Below are 20,859 nucleotides of genomic sequence, written 5' to 3' on the forward strand. Positions count from 1 at the left end.
ACTGTGAGAGGTTAATCCAGAGGAAGAGTCAGCTCACGGTCTTTGTTTCGTACGTTGCCCACGGCTGTGCCTACCTTAATGCATGAGGTCGACGGATCAGCCGCCCAAGGCAGCCTTGGTCAGTAACAAGGCGGGGTTTTTATAATCGTGCTTGCTTGAAACGGCTGACCGGGCGCACCAAACCAAGGTTTTCGCGCAGTGTGGTGCCGGTGTATTCGCGACGAAACAAACCGCGCCTCTGTAACTCAGGAACGACCAGGCCGGCAAAATCCTCCAGCCCACCCGGCAGGTGCGGTACCAGAATATTGAAGCCATCCGCCGCACCTTCTTCAAACCAGCGCTGCAGTTCATCGGCGATCTGAATCGGCGTGCCGATCACGCTGTAATGACCGCGGCCACCGGCAATGCGTCGGCCCAGTTGCGCCAATGTCAGGTGTTCGCGCTGGGCCAGTTCACTCAGCAGTTGCTGGCGGCTGCGTTGACCGCTGTCGGTCAAGGGTAACTCGGGCAGCGGCCCATCGAGGGGGTAGCCGGACAGGTCGAAATTACCCAACATGCGCCCCAGCAACGCCACCCCCACCTTGGGTTCGACCAGCGCCTGGAACGCTTCGAATTTGGCCTGGGCCAAGGCTTCGGTTTGCCCCACCACCACAAACACGCCCGGCATGATTTTCAGCGAATCGGCCTCGCGCCCGTATTGGCCCAGGCGAGCTTTGAGGTCGCTGTAGAAGGCCTGCGCGTCGGCCAGTGAGGTCTGCGCGGTAAACACCACTTCGGCGGTCTGCGCGGCCAGCTCACGGCCGGTTTCCGAGGAGCCAGCCTGCACGATCACTGGCTGGCCCTGGGGCGAGCGCGCCACGTTCAGGGGGCCTTTGACCTGGAAGTGTTCGCCCACATGGTCCAGCACATGGCGTTTACTTGGTTCGTAATAGCGCCCGCTGGCCTTGTCGCGCACGAAGGCGTCATCGTCCCAGCTGTCCCACAGCCCCGTCACCACCTTATGAAATTCCCGTGCGCGGCTGTAGCGTTCGGCATGCCCCAGGTGCTCGTCGCGACCGAAATTCAGCGCCTCGGCGGCGTTATCCGAGGTCACCAGGTTCCAGCCTGCGCGACCGCCGGAGAGGTGATCCAGCGAGGCGAATTTACGCGCCACGTGGTACGGCTCGTTATAGCTGGTGGTAGCGGTGGCGATCAGGCCGATATGTTCGGTCACGGCACTGAGGGCCGAGAGCAGGGTGAGCGGCTCGAAATGATCCGAGCGCGCCATCTGGCTGGCGACCTCGCCGGTGGCGGCGGCGATGCTGTCGGCCACGAACAGTGCGTCGAACTTCGCCGCTTCCGCCACCCGTGCCAAATGCTTGTAGTGGGCGAAGTCCAGGCCAGCGTTCGCCGGTACGTCGGGGTGGCGCCAGGCGGCCACGTGGTGCCCGGTAGCCATCAGGAAGGCGCCGAGTTTGAGTTGACGGCCCATGCTAGAAATCCTTGCGCAGTTGCACGCCGAAGTAACGCTCATCGTCACGAGGCACGGCGCGGTAGATGTAGTTGCCGCCGCTGGCTAGCAGCGGTGAGTAGGATTTGTCGGCGAGGTTCTTCGCCAACAGCGCCACGCGCCAGCCATTGGTGTAGTCGGCCAGGGCCACGCTGGCGTTCCAGAGGCCGTAGGCGCCTTGTTTGGTGTTCAGGTTCTGGCTGATGTCGTATTGCACTTCGCTCTGCCAGCTGTAGTCAGTGCCCAGTTCGATATCCAGGCCGTTATCCAGAGGGATGCTGTAGTCGGCGCGCACGTAGCTTTTCCAGTCCGGGCTGAACGGCAGTGGTTTGCCATTGACGTTGCAGGTTGCCGCTGCGCCTGGCGGGCACGCGAACTGATCGATGCGCGCTCGGGTATAGGCCAGGGCGCCGGAGAGCTTGAGTTGCTGGGTGGCTTGCAGGGCGTAATCGAGCTCGACGCCTTCGGTGCTGACGCTGCCGGCGTTGATCAGGCGCGTCACGACTTGGCCGGCAACCGTGTCAAAAAAATTGGCCTGGTAGTTGTCGTAGTCACTGTGGAACACCGCCAGGTTGGTGGTCAGGCGGTTGTTCCAGGCCGTGGCCTTTATTCCGGCTTCCCAAGTATTGGAGGTTTCTGGCTTGAGCGCGTCGGTGTCGCGCGGCTGCATGTTGAAAAACACGTTGTAGGCCGGGCCTTTGTAGCCACGCGAGTAAGTGAGGTAGCTGGTCACGGTGTCGCTGATGTCGTACTGCACGCCCAGCCGCCCGGACCAACCGTCCTCGTCTACCGAACCGGAACTCGATGTCGCCGGTTGAATGCCGCTGACGGTAGTGGCAGAGGTGGACACGCGGCGATGGTCGTACTTCAAGTCGTCATGGGTGTAACGCAACCCGGCGATGCCGCGAAAGCGCGAGGTGAAGTTGAGCGTGGTCTCGCCGAACACCGCGTAGCTGTCGCTGGTGGTGCTGTAGTCGGCAATGCCTCTATCGACCCGCGTCGTGGTGGTGAGGGTGCGCTGATAGGTCTCCTCATCCTTGCCATGCATGTAGAACAGGCCGCCGACGTACTCCAGGAACTCGCCTTTGGGCGAGGCCAGGCGCAGCTCCTGGGAGTATTGGTCGAACGCCAGGTCGCCCTTGTCAGCGGTGCCGGGGAACGCGGCGGTGACCGTGCCGAGACGATCGCCATCCTGATATTGAATGTTGTCCCAGCCGCGCCAGGCGGTGATCGAGGTGAGGGTGTAGTCGCCCAGGTTCCAGTCCAACTGTGCCGACAGGCCCTTGTTGGTGTCTTGCACATGGCTGCGGGTATCGGTGTTGATATCGCGGTTGTCGCTTGAGGCGCGCACCGGCCTCAAGGCATTGCTGAACGCCGGGTTCAGGGACTTGCTGACCACACCATTGGGCGCGTCATCGTGGGACTGCATGTAATCGGCGATCAGGGTCAGCTTCACGTCGTCGTTGGGCGTGAACTCCAGCTTGCCGCGAACGCCCTTGTGGTTGTAGCCATTGACCTCCTGACCGTTATGGCGGTTGTCGACGTTGCCGTCGTAGCTGCCGAACAAGGTGCTGATCGAGCCTTTGAGTACCTCCGGTACCAGGCTGCCGCCGATGCCGAAGCGCGTGCGGCTTTCATTACCGCTGTAGAACGACTGATCGATAAACCCCTGGGTCTGGGCCGTCGGCGCCTTGCTGGTGATATTCAGCACGCCGGCCGAGGCGTTCTTGCCGAACAGCGTGCCTTGCGGGCCGCGCAGTACTTCGATGCGCTCAAGGTCCAGCAGGTCGAGGGTGGCCTGGCCGGGGCGTGCATAGACCACGCCGTCGATCACCGTGGCCACAGTGGGCTCCACCCCAGGCGAGGTAGAAATGGTGCCCACGCCGCGCACGAACAATGAGGTGTCCTTGTTCGAAGCACCGGTGCGAAAGTTCAGCGATGGCACCTGCTGCGCGATGCTCGCCACCCCGTTGCGATTGTCACGCTCCAGTTGCTCGCCATCGAGCACCGAGACGGCCACCGGGACTTTTTGCAGCGATTCTTCGCGGCGGGTAGCGGTGACTGTCACGGATTGGAGCGTGGGTTCCTGCTCATCAGCCGCAACAGCGCCGCAGACGGGCAAGGCGCTGAGGCCGGCCAGAAGCAACAAATGGGTGTGCCGTGGAAAGTTATGCATGCTGTGCCCGCTCGAAAAAATACCCTGGTCCGCTGCGGTTCTGCGACCGTCAGCGCCTGTGAACATGTCTTGGGCATTCGCTCGAGCGAGTAGCAGACAGCGCGCTTTGTTAGCGCTAACATCGGCATTATTGAAGCGGGCCGTTTAGAGCGTCAAATACTAAAAAATTAGTTTTATATTCCTTTTTTGAGGTTTTGCCGTGGACGAACACAAACCGCGCAAGCGCCGGGGCGCCGGCCGCGTCACCCTGAACACCGTGGCGCGCCAGGCCGGGGTATCGGCCATTACCGTGTCGCGTTACTTCAACCAACCTGAACAGGTGTCACCCGAGCGCCGTGAACGTATCGCCCAGGTAGTTGCGCAGTTGGGGTATGTGCCGAACCTGGTGGCCGGCGGGTTGGCCTCCGCGCGCGGCAAAATCGTTGCGATGGTGATTCCGAATATTTCGGGGCCGATTTTTGCCAATACGCTGCAGGGCTTCAGCGACACCCTCAGTCGTCACGGTTACCAGCTGTTGTTGGCCTCCAGCTATTTCAGCATCGAACAGGAGGAAAGTGCGGTGCGTGCCTTTCTCGGCTGGTCGCCTTCAGCGCTGGTGCTGACCAGCCGCTTTCACAGCCCTGGCACCGAGAAGATGATCGCCGAGGCAGATATACCGATCGTCGAAACCTGGGACTACGTGCCGGAACGCGCGCCGTTGCAAGTGGGTTTTTCTCATTATGAAGTGGGCGTCACCGCCGCTCGCTACTTGCATGGCAAAGGCTATCGGCGCATCGCCTTCGTACAAAACAGTGCAGTGGGCGACTTCAGCGCATTGGAGCGGCGCGATGGGTTTACCGCGACCCTCTCCGAGTTGGGTGTGCAGCCGTGGGTCTTTGTGCCGGACGCCGACCGTGCGCCCTTCGAAGCTGGCAAGCAGGCCATGGACACGCTGATGGGGCAGACGATCACGCCCGACGCGATTTTCTTCGCCAATGACAACCTCGCCGCGGGCGGTTTGCTGGCCGGTCAACGCGCCGGGCTGAGCATCCCCCAGGACTGCGCTGTATTGGGTTTTGGCGATTACCCGTTTGCCCATATGTTGCTGCCCAGCCTCAGCACCCTCCAGCCACCCGCGTTGGAGATTGGTGTACTCGCTGCCACACGCGTCCTGCAAAGTCTGGGCGTATTAGCCACCGATGAAGTTAAGCGCTTGAATCTTTTGCACTGTCAGTTAATTGAAAGAGAGAGCACCTGAATGACCCGCCGTTATGGCTAATTGCAACTAGTGGCTATTGGCTGCTAACGCTCTAAATCAGTGCATTTGGCAATGTTTTGTATTTAATTACCCCCTTATCCGGAACTAGGGCTATAACTTCCAGTCGATACACCGGCTAACGCCTGCCTGGGCTATGGCGAACTAATGGCATTGTTCGGTAGTTCTAAATAGCCATACTTTTCGCAACGTTAGATATTCCTCAATGATGTCGTCAGCGCCCATCGATGCTTGCAAGATGCAGATCCCGCATACCGACCAGGTGTGCGCGTGGCTGATGCAGCACGCCGGGCTCAAAATCGCTGATCTGGAACGCGCCCAGCGTTTATCCACTGAGCCTGGCGACCTGCTCGGTTTACTCACGCGCCTGGGCCTGGTGTCCGAGGTCGAACTGGCTCGCGCCTGGGCCGATTTGCTGGATGCGCCACTGCTGCTGGCCGACGCGGCGCCACCGTTGCTCGACCCGCTTCCCGTGCTCACCGAGCGCTTTATGCGTCATTACCAGGTCGTGCCCATGGGTTGGCATCAGGGCGGGTTGCGTGTAATGGCCGCCAACCCGGCGCAGTGGTATCCGTTCCAGGCCCTGGCGTATGCCTGTGAGGTGCCGGTCTGGCTGGCAGTCGGTTCGTGTAATGAAGTCGAGACGCTGATCGAGCGCTATTACGGCCAGGGCCGTTCCGCCATGGGCAGCCTGATCGAAAACCTCGATGAGCAGGGCGGCGTGCTGGAAGACATCGAACACCTCAAGGACATGGCTTCCGAAGCGCCAGTGATTCGCCTGGTCAATCTGATCCTGCAGCGCGCCGTGGAACAGCGCGCCTCGGATATCCATATCGAACCCTTCGAAAACCAACTCAAGGTGCGCTACCGCATCGACGGCGTGCTGCACGACGCCGAAGCACCGCCTGCCAGTTCGTCGGCGGCGGTGATCTCGCGGGTGAAGATCATGGCGCGCCTGGACATCGCCGAACGACGCCTGCCCCAGGACGGGCGCATCATGCTGCGCATCCAGGGCAAAGCGTTGGACCTGCGGGTGTCCACGGTGCCCACCAGCTTTGGCGAGTCGGTGGTGATGCGCCTGTTGGACCGGCAAACCGTGCAATTCGATTTCCCCAGCCTGGGCTTCGACGGCCCGCGCCTGGCGGCCTTCCAGGATCTATTGACGCGGCCCCACGGCATCCTGTTGGTCACAGGGCCTACGGGCTCGGGCAAAACCACCACACTTTATACCGCGTTGTCGCAGCTCAACACGGCTGAACGCAAGATCATCACCGTGGAAGACCCGGTGGAATACCAGCTTGAAGGGATTAACCAGATCCAGGTCAAACCCGCCATCGGCCTGGACTTTGCCGGAGCGCTGCGCGCCATCGTGCGCCAGGACCCGGACGTGATCATGATCGGCGAAATCCGCGATCTGGAAACCTGCCGCATTGCCGTCCAATCCTCACTCACTGGCCATCTGGTCCTCTCGACCCTGCACACCAACAGCGCCGCTGCGAGTATCACGCGCTTGCTGGACATGGGCGTGGAGAGCTACCTGATTGCCTCCACGGTCAGCGGTATTCTCGCCCAGCGCCTGGTGCGGCGCCTGGACCCTGCCACGCGCGTGGCCTTCCAGGCCCCGCCGGAATTGATCAAGGAGCACGGCCTGGATCGCCTGACCGAGCAGCGTCCGATCCTGCTTTACCGCGGTGACTATCACGGCCGCAGCGCCCTCACTGAGTTGTTGGTAATGAACGACGAGTTGCGTGGCCTGCTGATGGGCCACGCCGACGCCGCCAGCCTCGAGCACGCCGCCCGCCGCGCCGGTTTGCGCACCTTGTATGAAGACGGTTTGCGCCAGGCCCTGGCCGGTGTCACCTCCCTGGAAGAAGTGCTGCGCGTCACCCGCGGAGATGACGCGTGAGCCTGTTCAAGTTCCGCGCCCTGGACAGCCAGGGCGTGGCCCAGAGCGGCACGTTGCAGGCCATTGACCAAGCGGCCGCTGTCGCCGTCTTGCATCAGCGCGGGTGGTTGTTGCTGCACATCGAAACGGCCAGCGGCCCCTTGTTGCGCCAGGCACGTGGGCAGTTGAAGGGCGTAGCGCTGGTGAGTTTCACCCAGCAATTGGCCACGCTACTGGGCGCCGGCCAGCCCCTCGAACGCGCTTTAAACCTGTTGCTCAAGCAAGCCCGCCATCCTCAGGTGCAGGCCTTGATCGAGCGCATTCGCGACCAGGTCAAGGCCGGAAAACCGCTGTCGGCGGCGCTGGAGGAGGAGGGCGGCACGTTTTCCCCGCTGTACCTGAGCATGGTGCGCGCCGGTGAGGCCGGCGGGGCGCTGGAGGGCACCTTGCGCCAGCTCAGCGACTACCTGGAGCGCAGCCAGTTACTGCGCGGCGAGGTGATCAATGCGCTGATCTACCCGGCGTTCCTGGTGGTGGGTGTACTGGGTTCCCTGGCGCTGTTGCTCGCCTATGTGGTGCCGCAATTCGTGCCGATTTTTCAGGACCTTGGCGTACCGATTCCACTGATCACCCAGGTGATCCTGGCGCTCGGCGAGTTCCTCGGCGCCTATGGCCTGGTGGTGCTGGCCGGGTTGTCGATCAGTGGGTGGATTCTGGCGGCGCGCCTGCGCGACCCCCGTCGCCGTGAGCGTTACGACCGTCACCTGCTGAGCATCCGCGTGATCGGCCCGCTATTGCAACGGGTGCAAGCCGCCCGCCTGACCCGCACCCTCGGCACGTTGCTCAGCAATGGCGTGGCGCTGCTGCCCGCGCTGGTGATCGCCCGGCAAGTCTGCAGCAACCGTGCGCTCCAGGCGCAAGTGGCGCTGGCAGCGCAACGGGTCAAGGGCGGCGGCACCCTGGCCGATGCGTTCGGCCGCCAGCCGCTGCTACCGGAGCTGGCGCTGCACATGATTGAAGTCGGTGAACAGGCCGGTGAACTGGACAGCATGCTGCTCAAGGTCGCCGACATCTTCGACGTCGAGGCCAAGCGCGCCATCGAACGCTTGCTCGCTGCACTGGTGCCGACCCTGACCGTGGTCATGGCGGTGCTGGTGGCGGTGATCATGCTGGCGATCATGCTGCCGCTGATGAGCCTCACCAGCCATATATGAACTTTCAAGGAGCAGAACCGATGAAAACCCGACACCGCCAAGGCGGCTTCACCCTTTTGGAAATGCTGGCGGTGATCGTGCTGCTGGGCATTGTCGCGACCATTGTGGTGCGCCAGGTCGGTGGCAATGTGGACAAGGGCAAGTACGGCGCGGGCAAGGCGCAATTGGCCAGTTTGAGCATGAAGATCGACAGCTACGCCCTGGACGTGGGGGCGCCGCCCAACAACCTGCAACAGCTGCTCGACAAGCCGGCCAGTGCTTCCAACTGGTCCGGCCCCTACGCCAAGCCTTCGGAGCTGAAAGACCCGTTCGGCCACGGGTTCGGCTATCGCTTTCCCGGTGAGCACGGTGCCTTCGACCTGATCTTCTACGGCCAGGACGGCCAACCCGGCGGTGAGGGCTACAGTGCCGACCTGGGCAACTGGGAATAACCCGCCCGTGGTCCAGCGAGGCTTTACCCTGCTGGAGATGCTGGTGGTCATTCTATTGATCGGCATTGCGGCGGGGTTGTTGGGGCTGGGTGTACGGCAAGGGCTGCAGGTGGCCATGGAGCGCCGGGTGGTCGCGCAGATGGTCGAGGCCCTGCGCGCTACGCGGGCGAGCGCCATCGTCAGCGGCCAGGCGACGCACACTCAGTTTGACCTCCAGGGCCGCACATTCCAGGCTCCAGGGCGTGCGTCACAGCAGTGGCCAGCGCAGGTGCAAGTGACCTTGCACAGTGCCGAGCAGGCCGGGGCCGCCGTGGTGTTCTATCCCGACGGCAGTTCTACCGGCGGCAACCTGCTGCTGGCCAACGGCAGCCGGCGTTGGCGCATCGACATAGGTTGGCTCACCGGCAGTGTGCAGTCCAAGGCGCTGCCATGAAGCACCAGGCCGGCTTCACCTTACTGGAAATGCTCGCCGCCCTGACGTTGATGGCGGTGTGCAGCAGCGTGTTGCTGGTTGCCTTCGGCCAGAGCGCGCGCGCCTTGTCCCAGGTGGCCCGCAGTGACCGCCTTACCCATGCCGCGCTCACGCTGCTGGACCAGGAAGCTGCCGGCCCGCTGATTGAAGGAACCCGCCAAGGCCAACTCGACGGCATCCATTGGCAATTGACCAGCACCCGCCAACAGCCGCACCTGTTTCGTCTTGACCTGAACGTGCGTGAAGGCGCGCATCAGGCGCACTTCAGCACTTTGAAGGCGCGCCTGTGAAGCGCCGTGAGCAGGGTTTCACCCTGCTGGAAGTGCTCGTGGTGCTCAGCTTGCTGTCGGTGTTGTTGCTGCTGGTGAGCGCAGCGTTGCTGGGGGCCAATCGGGCGGTGGCCAAGGCCCAGGCCTACACCGTCAGCCTGGATGAAATGCGCGCCGCCCAACAGTTTTTGCGCACCTCGATCAGCGAGGCGCTGCCGCTAAAGCTCACTGACGATGACAGCCAGGCCGAAGGTTTTTTTATCGGCACGCCTGAGCGTCTGCAGTTTGTGGCGACCTTGCCCGGTGTATTGGGCGGGGGAATCCAGCGCTTTACCCTGCAACGGGTCGGGCAGGATCTGCAGGTGGCTTTTTCGCAGAGGGCCTCCCACGCCAACGCGCAGCGCGATGAGCCGCAGGTGCTTTTGCATAACGTCGAGGCGCTGCAGTTCAGCTATCGCGGTGTCTCGCCACTGGGCCAGCCCACCGACTGGTTGAGCCCGTGGCCCTGGCCCCGGCGCTTGCCCACAGCGGTGCGTATCGACGCCTCCGTCGACGGGCCGGTGCCATGGGTCGCCCAGGTGGTTGCGCTGCGCCTGAACCTGTCCAGCGCGAGCAGCGAAGAATGAAGCGCCAACGCGGTGCGGCCTTGTTGCTGGTGTTGTGGGTGCTGGCCTTGCTCAGCGTATTGCTGGGTGGCCTGGCCGGGTGGGTGCAACTGCAAAGTCGCCAGGCGCTGTGGCTGCGCCAGCACACCCAGACGCTGTTGGCCGCTCAGGCCGGTATCGCACAGGTCATGGCGCAAGGGCAGTGGGTGGCGGACGGGCGTTCTATGGCACTGACCTTCGACGACGCCCGCTTGCAGGTCAGTCTGCGCAGTGAGCGCGGCAAGTTGTACCTGGTCAACGCTGCCCCCCAAGACCTCACGCGCCTGGCCCTGGCCTGCGGCGCCACACCGGTTCAGGCCCAGCAGTTGGCCAAGGCCCTTGAGACTCGCCGCCATCAGGGCCTGGCGCCGTTTCGGGTGCTGGAGGAGGTACGTCAACTTCCCGGCATGACCCCGGCGCTCTACAGCCAACTACTGCCGCACATCACCTTGTGGAGCGACCTCGACCGGCCCGCTCCGGCATTCGCCAGCCCCCTGATGCGCAAGGCGTTGAACCTGCCACGCCAGGACGCCGAGGGCGTCGACCCCGGCCAGGTCGTGGAAATCGACAGCCGCGCCGAGCGCCCCGGCGGCTATCAGGCACGCCTGCGACTGACCCTTTTACTAAGCCCTGCGGAGGACAGCGCACGGCCCTATCGGGTGGTGCGGTGGCAAGAATGATTCAACTCGAACCGATTGCCCGCTATTGGCGCGGCAGCCTGCTGCAACAAGGCTGGCGCCTGTGGCTCACGGAGTTACGCGGCTGTGTGCCCAAGTGGCTGGCGTTCCAGGAACCGCCTGAGCAGGTTCATCACTGGCCGCTGACGGCTCCAGTGGTGCCAGGCAATGCGCGCCAGGTGCTGATGCTTGCTCCTGATGCCGTGTTGCAGCAAAGCGTGCAACTGCCTCTGGCTGCCGCGCGCAACCTCGTGGAGGTGGTTGGCTATGAGCTGGACCGCTATACCCCGTTCAACGCCGAGCAGCTCTACTTTGTCGCCCGCCAGGAGCGGCGCACACCCAGCCACCTGGAGGTGAGGGTGGTGGCGATCCTGCGCGAGCGCCTTGACCAGGTCCTCACTGACTGCGCCGCCCTCGGCCTGTACCCACACCGCGTGGATGTGGCGGGCCTGGGTATCGACCTGCTGCCCGCGCCGTTACGCCCGCGTTCGCGGCCTGCCGGCAAGCAATTGCAGCGCAGCCTGCCGTGGTTGTGCGGCGCGTTGCTGATCGCGGCGATGCTGTTGTGGCTCAACGACCGCCAGCGGGTACTCGACAGCATGCACGCCACTGTCCAACAGCAAAAAGCCGAGGTCGCCCAGGTGCACGCCCTGCGCCAGCAACTGCTCAACACCCGTGGCGCGGCGCAGTACCTCAGCCAGCGTAAACGGGCGCAACCGCCCCTGGCCGCGCTGCTGAATGACTTGACCAGTTGCCTGCCCGCCGACACCTGGCTCGACCAATTGGACGTCAAGGACGGCGAGGTGAGTTTCTCCGGCCAGAGCGCCAAGGCCAGTGGCCTGATCAGCCGCATCAAAGGCTGCCAGCGCTTGGACAACGCGCAGTTCGAAGGGGTGATCCAACCCGACGCACGCACCGGCAAGGACCAGTTTGCCTTGCGTGCCCACTTACGCCAGGAGGCCGCCGATGCGCCGACCCCTCACACGCCGTGAACGCCGCGGCGCCGCCTTGTTGACCCTGGCGTTGGTGCTCGGCGCGGCCTATTGGCTGTTGATCGACAGCTGGTTCGCCGGGCCGCTGCGGGCCATGGGTGAACAGGCCGAACAGTTGCGTGAACAGCAGCAGCGCTATGCCAGCGTCATACGCCAGGGCGATGCCTTGCGCGAACAGTTGGCGCAAGCACAGCAAGACCCGGCCAGCAGCGCCAGCCTGTTGCCAGGGGACGACCCGGACGTGGTCGCCGCCGACCTGATGCAGCGTCTCGCCGACCTGATCAACAGCCACGCCAACCTCGGCGGCGGCTGCAACCTCACCCAGCGCAAACCGATCACGCCTGAACAGAACGACAGCGAGCCCTATCGTCAGGTCAAGGTTAGCCTCACGCTCAATTGCGCCATCGAACCGCTGACCGCGATCCTGCATGGGCTGGAATATCAACCGCCTTTTCTGTTCGTCGATGAGTTGCATATCCGTCGCGACAAACAGGCGCCAGCCAGTGGCGGGGCGGGCAAGCTGGCGGTGCAACTGCTGGTGCGCGGCTACCTGCAACCGGCGCGGGTGGCACCATGATTGGCCCATTGCGTCCTCTTGAATGGGGCTGGCTCGGCGTGGCCGGGCTCTTGGGGCTGTTGATGGCGATGATCCTCAGCAGCATCGGCGACGCCCCCCGGTGGTTACCCGATGCGCCGGTGCACGCGCCACCCTCGTTCCAGGTGCAGGCCGCTCCCACGCCGGCGTTGCGAGACCTTGCCGGTACCTGGCAAGCGCCGCTGTTCAGCCCGGATCGCCGTCCGGACCGGGAGGTGGGTAAAACCCAAGTGGCGAGCCTGGCCAACCTGACCCTCAGCGGCATCATGATCACCGGCAACCTGCAAATGGCCATGCTCAAGCAAGCCGGTGGCCCAACGCTCACGGTGCGCTTGGGCCAGGCGTTGCCCAACGGCTGGCGCCTGGAACACCTGACCCCGCAATACGCTCGTTTTGCCCTCAACGGGCGCACCCAGACCCTGAGCCTCTACGGTAAGCGGTTACCCCTGATCTCACATCCCCGCGAGTCTCTCCCTTGATTGATATGCGCACTTCGCTGTTTTGCCTGGCTACCGCCGTTTCCCTGGGCGGCTGTGGCTCTTTGCCCGACACCCTCGACCCGGACGACGACCTGCTGCACGAGGCCCTGCAGGGCACCGGCGCACAACGCCCGCCGCTTCAGGCGCCTGTGGCCGAAACCGCTCCACCTGCCACCCAGGCTCCGCCGCAGCGCCAGCTCATTCGTGGCAATCAAGCGTTTGTGCGCCAACCCGCGGCACCCGTAAACGTGCCGGAGCAGGGCGGCGACATCGTGTTCAACTTCGCCGATCAGCCCATCGAGGCCGTGATCAACAGCGTGATGGGCGACCTGCTGCACGAGAACTACAGCATCGCCGAGGGCGTGAAGGGCACGGTCAGCTTCTCCACCTCCAAGCCTGTAGACAAACAGCAAGCGCTGTCGATTCTCGAAACCCTGTTGTCCTGGACCGACAACGCCATGATCAAACAGGGCAACCGCTATGTGATCCTGCCGGCCAACCAGGCAGTGGCGGGCAAGCTGGTGCCGCAGATGCGCGTGGCGCAACCGGCCAGCGGCCTCTCGGCACGTCTGTTTTCACTGCGCTATATCTCGGCCACCGAGATGCAGAAACTGCTCAAACCCTTCGCTCGTGAAAACGCTTTTTTGTTGGTGGACCCGGCGCGCAATGTCCTGAGCCTGGCCGGCACGCCCGACGAACTGGCCAACTACCAGGACACCATCGACACTTTCGACGTGGACTGGCTCAAGGGCATGTCGGTGGCGGTGTTCGGCCTGCAACGCGCCTCGGTGGCCGAGCTGATGCCCGAGCTGCAAGCCATGTTCGGCGCGGACAGTGGCACACCCCTGGCCGGCATGCTGCGGTTCTTGCCGGTCGAGCGCACCAACTCGGTGGTGGCGATTTCTTCCCAGCCCCAGTACCTCAGCGAAGTGGGCGACTGGATCCGCACCATCGACGAGGGCGGCGGCAACGAGCCGCAGATGTATGTGTACGACGTGCGCAATATGAAGGCCGCCGACCTCGCCAAGTACCTGCGGCAGATCTACGGCAACGGCGCGATCAAGGATGACGCCCCGGCGAAAGTAGCGCCGGGCTTGCGTACCACCACCTTGTCCTCGTCCACCAGTGCCGGTTTGCAGGCGAGCGCCCCGGTGCCCGCAGCCGAAGAACCTGAATCCGAGCCTGCCGAAAACACCCAGGCATCGCCCACCAGCGACCTCGAGGCGGGCACGCGCATCACCGCGCAAAAGAGCAGCAACCAACTGCTGGTACGCACCCGCCCGGCGCAATGGAAAGAGATCGAAGCGGCGATCAAACGCCTCGACAACCCACCGCTGCAAGTGCAGATCGAGACGCGCATCCTGGAGGTCAAGCTCACCGGCGAACTGGACCTGGGGGTGCAGTGGTACCTGGGCCGCCTGGCCGGCAATTCCACCAGCACCACGGTGGCCAATGCTTCCGGCAGCCAAGGCGCCTTGGGCGGTGGCGGGGCAGGGCTGGGGGCGGCGGACTCGTTGTTCTACTCCTTCGTCAGTTCCAACCTGCAAGTGGCCCTGCACGCCCTGGAGACCAACGGCCGCACCCAGGTGCTGTCGGCGCCATCGCTGGTGGTGATGAACAACCAGCCGGCGCAGATCCAGGTGGGGGACAACATTCCCATCAGTCAGACCACCGTCAATACCGGGGACGCCGACACCACCTTGAGCAGTGTGGAATATGTGCAGACGGGGGTGATTCTGGATGTGGTGCCGCGCATCAATCCGGGTGGGCTGGTGTACATGGATATCCAACAACAGGTCAGTGATGCCCAGAACTCGACGGGAAACAGTGAGACGCCGGTGAACCCGCGTATCTCCACGCGCTCGGTGTCCACCCAGGTGGCGGTGCAGAGTGGCCAGACGGTGCTGCTCGGCGGGTTGATCAAGCAAGACAACGCTGAGAGCGTCAGTGCCGTGCCTTACCTGGGGAAGATTCCGGGGTTGCGCTGGTTGTTTGGCAATACCAGCAAGTCCAAGGACCGCACGGAGCTGATTGTGTTGATTACGCCGAGGGTGATTACCAGCAGCAGCCAGGCGCGGCAGGTGACGGATGATTATCGCCAGCAGATGCAGCTGTTGCGACCGGCTCAATGATCCTGGCTGTACCGAGTACCCATGTGGGAGGGGGCTCGCTCCCGATGGTTGCCTGGCACCTCGCGATCAAAAATGTGGGAGCTGGCTTGCCTGCGATGACAGCCTGCCAGCCGACACCTATCAACCTGACACCCCGCGATCAAAAATGTGGGAGCTGGCTTGCCTGCGATAACGGCGTGCCAGCCGACGCCTATCTACCTGACACTCCGCAATCAAACTGTGGGAGCGGGCTTGCTCGCGAAGGCGGCCTAACAGGCGACGCAGTTATACCGGGTACATATCCATTCCTGCGGTAACGGCCACTTAGGGTTCCGCCCTGACGGCGGCTCACTTTGCAAAAGCGGCAAAGTAAGCAAAACGCTCTTGCCCCACCACTCGGCACCTCGCCTGGGCTCGGTGTGCCCGTAATCCGCCAGTGATTTGGGGGGCCGCCGCCACGCGCCATCCATGGCGCGGGGCGGCTAAACCGGCATCCCTGCCGGTTTACCCCCCAAATCCCTGTCGAATTCCGGCCAGCGTGGTTTGACGGGGCGCTTAAGATCAAAAGCAGATCAAGATCAAGAGCGGCTCGCTTCGCATCGTGGTTACCGTCCTTAGTTACCGTTGCGATGGGGGCGTGTCAGTAAATGCATTTTGGCTGGCCCACAGTCATCAGGAGCACGCCCCCTTCCACACTTTGAGCGTTCTGCGAGCTCAGATTAAAAATCATTTTTATGAATAATTGTTTTTATAAATAATGAAAGTACAGAATATTAGCTTATGCCCAAATAGCATTATATTTTTAAAATCCATTCCGTTATGTTTGATCCCAACAGCCTACCCCTGACCTCGGATGGTACCCAGCGTGATTCAGATTCTGCGCGCCTGACCGGGTAATCATCCCGCCGCCGCAGAGTCGTTGGACGGGAGCTCAACGTATGTTGCCACTTCAAACCCCTCGCTTGCCCCACACCTAGCCCAAGCCGCATCGCCCCTTTGACTACCGGCCACGTCGCGCCAGGCGCGTGCCTGCCCGACTTTGCGATTTGGAAAAAGCTGGAATGGATATGAAGCAAATTCTGCAACCTACTGCTGCCCTGACCCTGTCGCTGTTCGCCGCAGCAGCCCAGGCCCAGGATGACAGCACCTTGTCGACGGTCGTCGTGACCGGCAACCGTGGCGCCGAGCAGCGCACGGTCACCAGCAGCCCGGTGCCGATTGACGTGGTCAGCGCCCGGCAATTGCAAAACACCGGCAAGCCCGGGTTGATGGAGGCGTTGAGCGCGGTGATCCCTTCGCTGACCCTGCCGGAAAAAACCGGTTGGGACGCCAGCGGCATTGCCCGGGCACCGAACCTGCGGGGTTTGAGCGCCGCCGAAGTGTTGGTGCTGGTCAACGGCAAGCGCCGCCACACCAGTGCCACCTTGAATATCAACGGCATCAACACCGGCGCGGCGCCGGCTGACCTGGACCTGATCCCCATCAGCGCCATCGACCATGTCGAAGTGCTGCGCGATGGTGCGGCTGCCCAATACGGGTCTGACGCCATCGCCGGGGTGATCAACGTGATCCTCAAGGCTGACACCCGTGGTACCTCGGTGACCCACGCGGGCCTTGGCTACGACGGCAAGAAACAGACCGTGCAGCAAAGCCTCAACAAGGGCTTCGAAATCGGCAACGGCGGCATCGTGCAACTGGCCCTGGATGCACGCAGCCAGAACGATGACAACAAGGCCAGCGCCAACGGCTACACCTATGAGCAAGCCTATGGCCTGGCGGGCAAGTCCACCTATGGCGGCTACGGTACGCCCAAGACCAACCTGCTGACCCTGGGCTACAACGCCGAGTTGCCGATCGACGACAGCCTCAGCCTCTACTCCTTTACCACCTACTCGCGACGCAAGGCCGAGCAGGGGCAGAACTTCCGTCTGCCGACCATCACCAACACCATCACCACCGGGCCTAACGGTTACCCGGCCGGGTACACCCCGACCTGGTACATCGACGAGGACGACTTCCAGGCGGCGTTTGGTGGCAAGGGTACTGTGGGCGAGTGGGACTGGGACTTGTCTACCACCTATGGGCGCAACGAAGCGGAGCAGGGCACCACCCACAACCAGAACCCTTCCCTGGGCGAAGCCACGCCGAACAGCTTCACCTCCGGTACCTGGATTTCCACCGAGCTGACCACCAACCTGGACTTCAAGCGTGGCTTCGACATCGGACTGCAAAAGCCCTTGGACCTGTCCTATGGCTTCGAGCATCGGCGCGACACTTACGAGGTGCAAGCCGGCGATTACGCGTCTTATGCCAATGGCGGTTACTGCGTGGCGCCGGGTAACTGTGCGTCGTCCGGGGCACAGGTCACCAACGGTATTTCACCGGACGAAGAAAGCAGCGCGTCACGCAACAGCCTGGCCGGTTACGTGGATGTGGGTTTCAACCCCTTGCCGGACTGGTACGTTGGCGCGGCGGTGCGTTATGAGCATTACAACGAGGGCGTGGGCGCCACCCGCAGCGGCAAGCTGACCACCCGCTACGACTTCACCCCGCAGTTCGCGGTGCGTGCCACGGTGAGCAATGGCTTTCGTGCGCCGTCCCTGGCCAACAGTCTGTTCAGTGCGCGCTCCACCACCTATGGCGTCGTCGATGGGGTGTATCAGTCGATCAACTATGGCGTGCTCCCCGTGGGCTCGGCGGCGGCCCAGGCGCTAGGCGCGCAGGCGTTGAAGCCCGAGCGCTCCACCAACTTCAGCCTTGGTTTCACGCTCACGCCCACCGACCGCCTGAGCTTCACCGCCGATGCCTACGTGATCAACCTGCGTGACCGCATCACCCTTACCGGCACCTTGCTGGGCCCGGAAGTCACCCAGGTGCTGCAGAACAACGGCATCAACTCCACCTCCGGCGGCCAGTACTTTATCAACGGCGCCGACACCCGCACCAAGGGTCTGGACCTGGTCAGCAGCTACAACCAGGACCTGGGCGCGTTCGGCGCGCTGAAGTGGACCGCCGCGTTCAACTGGAACCAGACCCAAATCCTCAACTACAAGGAATCCACCCACATTCTTGGTACCTCCTACGACCTGATGGACCGCCAGGCGCGCAACCTGATCACCGGCGTGCAACCCAACACCAAGCTGATCCTGGGCGGTGACTGGAGTATCGAACGCTTCAACCTCAACCTGGCCCTGACCCGCTACGGCTCGTACAAGGAAGTGAACTCATCGGCCAATCGTGACCTGGACCGGGCCTACAACGCCCGCTGGATCACCGACCTCGACCTGGGCTACAGCCTCACCAAAGACCTGAACATTGCCATCGGCGCCAAGAACCTGTTCGACCTCTATCCCAAGAAACAAGGGGTGCCGAGCAGCACCATGGTTGCCAGCTACGGCACCTATTCGCCCTACGGTTTTACCGGTGGGTATTACTACACCCGGCTGACTTACGCCTTCTGAGGCCTGCGAGGAAAAGAACATGCCCATTGTCGCCAAACCCTATGACCTGCTGGATGAAGTCAGCGTCCAACCGCTGCGCCAGCGCCGTGCCGCCACGCCAATCAAGGCGTTGCGCGTGGTGCCGGCCCGGCACCCCTGGCGCTGGGCCGGGTCGATTTTCGCCGCGCTGGTATTACTCGCCATCGTGCACTCCCTGGCCACCAACCCGCGCTGGGAATGGGGGGTGTTCGGCCAGTGGTTCTTTTCGCCCTCGGTGCTGCGCGGGTTGGGCCAGACGTTGCTGCTGACGCTGTTGAGCACAGTGTTCAGCATCCTGCTGGGTACCGCGCTGGCCCTGGCGCGGTTGTCGGGTTCGCCGTTGCTGGCGGCGTTGGCCTGGGGCTATATCTGGTTTTTCCGGTCGATGCCGGCGTTGCTGGTGCTGATCATCCTCTACAACTTTGCCTACCTGTACGACCACATCGTGCTAGGCGTGCCGTTCACCGACCTGGTGTTCGCCGAGTGGTCGACGGTGGATGTGCTCAGCCAATTTACCGTGGCCGTCCTGGGCTTGAGCCTGATGCAGGCGGCCTACGCGGCGGAGATCATTCGCGGTGGGCTGATTGGCGTGGATGCCGGCCAGCATGAGGCGGCGGCGGCCTTGGGGCTGCCGGCCTCTCGACGCATCTTCCGGATCATCCTGCCCCAGGCACTGCGCTCGATCTTGCCGTCGGGGTTCAATGAAATCATCGGCCTGGTCAAGGGCACCTCGATTGTCTACGTGCTGGCCTTGCCCGAGCTGTTCTATACCGTGCAGGTCATCTACAACCGCACCCAGGCGGTGATCCCGTTGCTGATCGTCGCCACGGTCTGGTACCTGATCATCACCACCGTGCTCACCAGCGCCCAGTACTACGTAGAGCGCCACTTCGCCCGGGGCACCGCGCGGGTGCTGCCACCCACGCCGTTGCAGCGCGTGCGCCGCTGGTTCAAGGAGAAGGCCCATGCCTGAAGCACGCGCCGGGCGCATTCAGATCCAGGGCGTGGGCAAGCGCTTTGGCAACCAGCAGGTACTCGATCATATCGACCTGAGCATTGACCCTGGCAAGGTCACGGTGATCCTCGGGCCGTCCGGCTCGGGCAAGTCCACCTTGCTGCGCACCATCAACCATTTGGAGAAGATCGACAGCGGGCATATCACCATCGACGGTGAGTACGTCGGATATCGGCGCAAAGGCGAGCTGCTTTTTGAACTCACCGAACGCGAGATTCTCAAGCGCCGTATCGACGTGGGCTTCGTGTTCCAGAACTTCAACCTGTTTCCCCACCTCACCGCCTGGGAAAACATCGCCGAAGCGCCCCTGGCGCACAAGCGCTGGAGCCGGCTGCAGGCCCGTGACAAGGCCGATGAATTACTCGCCAAGGTCGGCCTGGCGGACAAGGCCGACGCCTACCCGCGCCAGCTCTCCGGCGGCCAACAGCAACGCGTCGCCATCGCCCGGGCCTTGGCGCTCGACCCCAAAGTGCTGCTGTTCGACGAGCCCACCTCGGCCCTCGACCCGGAACTGGTGGGGGAGGTGCTGGACGTGATCAAGGGCCTGACCCAACTGGGCGTGACCCTGGTGATCGTCACCCATGAGATCGGCTTTGCCCGCGAAGTGGCCGACCACGTGGTGTTCCTCTGCGACGGCCAACTGATCGAAGAAGGCCCGCCCGAACAGATCCTGCGCCAACCCCGACATCCCCGCACCCAGGCCTTTCTCGGCAAAGTGCTTTAGTTCAAGGAGTGACTGCCCATGTTTATCACCACTGCCCGTGTCGTCCTGTTGGCAATTGCCGGGGCCGCTGCCCACAACGCATTTGCCGTGCAACAGGTCGACCTTAGCCCCGACCGACCGCGCATCCATGCGCCACGCAATGAAGCGGCCATCGCGCAGATCCCGCCGGGCTTCAAGTTCGCCCAGCCGGGCAAGTTCACTGTGGCCGTGTCAGGCGTAGCCGGGCCACCGCTGGCGCTGCTGGCCAGTGACGACAAGACCACCATCGGCAGCGAGGCCGACACCGCCCAATTGGTAGCCGACAGCCTTGGCCTGCAACTCAACGTAGTGCAGACCAGCTGGGAAGACTGGCCCCTGGGCGTCAGCTCGGGCAAGTACGACGCGGTGATCAGCAACGTCACTGTGACCGAGGCGCGCAAAAAGCGTTTCGACTTCGCCACCTACCGCCAGGATGTGCTCGGGTTTTACGTCAAGAGCACCAGCAAGATCAGTGAGATCAAGCAGGCGGCGGACATTGCCGGGCTCAAGATCATTGTCGGTTCCGGCACCAACCAGGAAAAAGTCCTGCTGGCCTGGAACGAGGCCAATGAGAAAGCCGGCCTCAAACCTGCGTTGTTGCAGTACTTCGACGATCAGGCCGCCGCACAACTGGCGGTGCAGTCGGGGCGCAGTGACGCACTGTTCGGGCCGAACTCGGTGTATGCCTATTCGGCAGCGATCACCGGCGGCATCAAGCGTGTCGGCACCGTCAATGGTGGCTGGCCGTTGCAGGCGGATATCGCGGTGACCACGCGCAAGGACAACGGCCTGGTGCAGCCGATCCACACGGCACTGCAGGGTGCGATTGCCGGCGGCCAATACGAGCAGGTGCTCCAACGTTGGGGCCTGGATGTCGAGCGCGTCGACAAGTCGCTGATCAACCCACCGGGCCTGCCGGACTAGGAGCATCGAC

At 63.0% G+C, this 20,859-nt stretch carries 18 protein-coding genes; 16 read left to right on the forward strand and 2 right to left on the reverse strand.

All coding sequences use genetic code 11. The features are described 5' to 3' along the window. Nucleotides 1–139: 139 nt before the first annotated feature. Together AC07S6_RS09260 and AC07S6_RS09265 are read right to left on the reverse strand one after the other, a co-directional pair. Nucleotides 140–1,471: an LLM class flavin-dependent oxidoreductase gene (locus AC07S6_RS09260; RefSeq protein WP_495112166.1), complete on the reverse strand. Its 1,332-nt coding sequence runs from the start codon at nucleotides 1,469–1,471 to the stop codon at nucleotides 140–142. A gap of 1 nt (nucleotide 1,472) precedes the next feature. Then, nucleotides 1,473–3,665 carry a TonB-dependent receptor gene (locus AC07S6_RS09265; protein ID WP_495112167.1) on the reverse strand — a complete coding sequence of 731 codons (2,193 nt, stop codon included), beginning with the start codon at nucleotides 3,663–3,665 and terminating at the stop codon, nucleotides 1,473–1,475. A 199-nt stretch (nucleotides 3,666–3,864) separates the two neighbouring features. Here AC07S6_RS09265 and AC07S6_RS09270 point away from each other — a divergent pair, with 199 nt between their 5' ends. The 16 genes from AC07S6_RS09270 (at nucleotide 3,865) to AC07S6_RS09345 (ending at nucleotide 20,849) form a co-directional block, all read left to right on the forward strand. Then, complete coding sequence (locus AC07S6_RS09270; protein ID WP_197883984.1) at nucleotides 3,865–4,902, forward strand: LacI family DNA-binding transcriptional regulator; 1,038 nt, start codon at nucleotides 3,865–3,867, stop codon at nucleotides 4,900–4,902. Between the two features lie 226 nt (nucleotides 4,903–5,128). Beyond that, the gene (locus tag AC07S6_RS09275) at nucleotides 5,129–6,826 is read left to right on the forward strand and encodes a GspE/PulE family protein (RefSeq protein ID WP_495112215.1); all 1,698 of its coding nucleotides are present in this window, start codon (nucleotides 5,129–5,131) and stop codon (nucleotides 6,824–6,826) included. Continuing rightward, the gene (gene gspF / locus AC07S6_RS09280) at nucleotides 6,823–8,019 is read left to right on the forward strand and encodes a type II secretion system inner membrane protein GspF (RefSeq protein WP_495112168.1); all 1,197 of its coding nucleotides are present in this window, start codon (nucleotides 6,823–6,825) and stop codon (nucleotides 8,017–8,019) included. Before AC07S6_RS09275 ends, gspF begins: the two co-directional genes overlap by 4 nt. 20 nt (nucleotides 8,020–8,039) lie before the next feature. Continuing rightward, nucleotides 8,040–8,450, forward strand: coding sequence for a type II secretion system major pseudopilin GspG (gene gspG, locus AC07S6_RS09285; protein WP_087715863.1), 411 nt, complete (start codon nucleotides 8,040–8,042; stop codon nucleotides 8,448–8,450). 7 nt (nucleotides 8,451–8,457) lie between these two features. Next, nucleotides 8,458–8,883, forward strand: coding sequence for a type II secretion system protein (locus AC07S6_RS09290; protein ID WP_200599352.1), 426 nt, complete (start codon nucleotides 8,458–8,460; stop codon nucleotides 8,881–8,883). Beyond that, nucleotides 8,880–9,212, forward strand: a complete 333-nt coding sequence (locus AC07S6_RS09295) for a type II secretion system protein (RefSeq protein ID WP_014719114.1) — start codon at nucleotides 8,880–8,882, stop codon at nucleotides 9,210–9,212. Before AC07S6_RS09290 ends, AC07S6_RS09295 begins: the two co-directional genes overlap by 4 nt. Continuing rightward, on the forward strand, nucleotides 9,209–9,817 hold the full coding sequence (locus tag AC07S6_RS09300; protein WP_020300758.1) for a type II secretion system protein GspJ: 609 nt from the start codon (nucleotides 9,209–9,211) through the stop codon (nucleotides 9,815–9,817). Before AC07S6_RS09295 ends, AC07S6_RS09300 begins: the two co-directional genes overlap by 4 nt. Then, entirely contained in the window at nucleotides 9,814–10,515 is a 702-nt protein-coding gene (locus AC07S6_RS09305) for a type II secretion system minor pseudopilin GspK (RefSeq protein ID WP_495112169.1), read from the forward strand. The genes AC07S6_RS09300 and AC07S6_RS09305 overlap by 4 nt, the downstream gene beginning before the upstream one ends. Beyond that, the gene (locus tag AC07S6_RS09310) at nucleotides 10,512–11,504 is read left to right on the forward strand and encodes a PilN domain-containing protein (protein ID WP_072446241.1); all 993 of its coding nucleotides are present in this window, start codon (nucleotides 10,512–10,514) and stop codon (nucleotides 11,502–11,504) included. Before AC07S6_RS09305 ends, AC07S6_RS09310 begins: the two co-directional genes overlap by 4 nt. Beyond that, entirely contained in the window at nucleotides 11,479–12,081 is a 603-nt protein-coding gene (gene gspM, locus AC07S6_RS09315; RefSeq protein WP_032902001.1) for a type II secretion system protein GspM, read from the forward strand. The genes AC07S6_RS09310 and gspM overlap by 26 nt, the downstream gene beginning before the upstream one ends. After that, nucleotides 12,078–12,578 carry a type II secretion system protein, XpsN-like gene (locus AC07S6_RS09320; protein ID WP_102666129.1) on the forward strand — a complete coding sequence of 167 codons (501 nt, stop codon included), beginning with the start codon at nucleotides 12,078–12,080 and terminating at the stop codon, nucleotides 12,576–12,578. Before gspM ends, AC07S6_RS09320 begins: the two co-directional genes overlap by 4 nt. A gap of 5 nt (nucleotides 12,579–12,583) precedes the next feature. Next, complete coding sequence (gene gspD / locus AC07S6_RS09325) at nucleotides 12,584–14,710, forward strand: type II secretion system secretin GspD (RefSeq protein ID WP_490614338.1); 2,127 nt, start codon at nucleotides 12,584–12,586, stop codon at nucleotides 14,708–14,710. 1,046 nt (nucleotides 14,711–15,756) lie between these two features. Next, on the forward strand, nucleotides 15,757–18,150 hold the full coding sequence (locus tag AC07S6_RS09330) for a TonB-dependent receptor plug domain-containing protein (RefSeq protein ID WP_495112170.1): 2,394 nt from the start codon (nucleotides 15,757–15,759) through the stop codon (nucleotides 18,148–18,150). Nucleotides 18,151–18,169: 19 nt separating this feature from the next. Next, nucleotides 18,170–19,141 carry an amino acid ABC transporter permease gene (locus tag AC07S6_RS09335; RefSeq protein WP_495112171.1) on the forward strand — a complete coding sequence of 324 codons (972 nt, stop codon included), beginning with the start codon at nucleotides 18,170–18,172 and terminating at the stop codon, nucleotides 19,139–19,141. Beyond that, complete coding sequence (locus AC07S6_RS09340; RefSeq protein ID WP_034128215.1) at nucleotides 19,134–19,907, forward strand: amino acid ABC transporter ATP-binding protein; 774 nt, start codon at nucleotides 19,134–19,136, stop codon at nucleotides 19,905–19,907. Before AC07S6_RS09335 ends, AC07S6_RS09340 begins: the two co-directional genes overlap by 8 nt. An 18-nt stretch (nucleotides 19,908–19,925) precedes the next feature. Continuing rightward, nucleotides 19,926–20,849 carry an ABC transporter substrate-binding protein gene (locus AC07S6_RS09345; RefSeq protein WP_034128214.1) on the forward strand — a complete coding sequence of 308 codons (924 nt, stop codon included), beginning with the start codon at nucleotides 19,926–19,928 and terminating at the stop codon, nucleotides 20,847–20,849. Nucleotides 20,850–20,859 lie beyond the last annotated feature (10 nt).

Source organism: Pseudomonas sp. GW821-FHT07B01, from assembly GCF_059419065.1.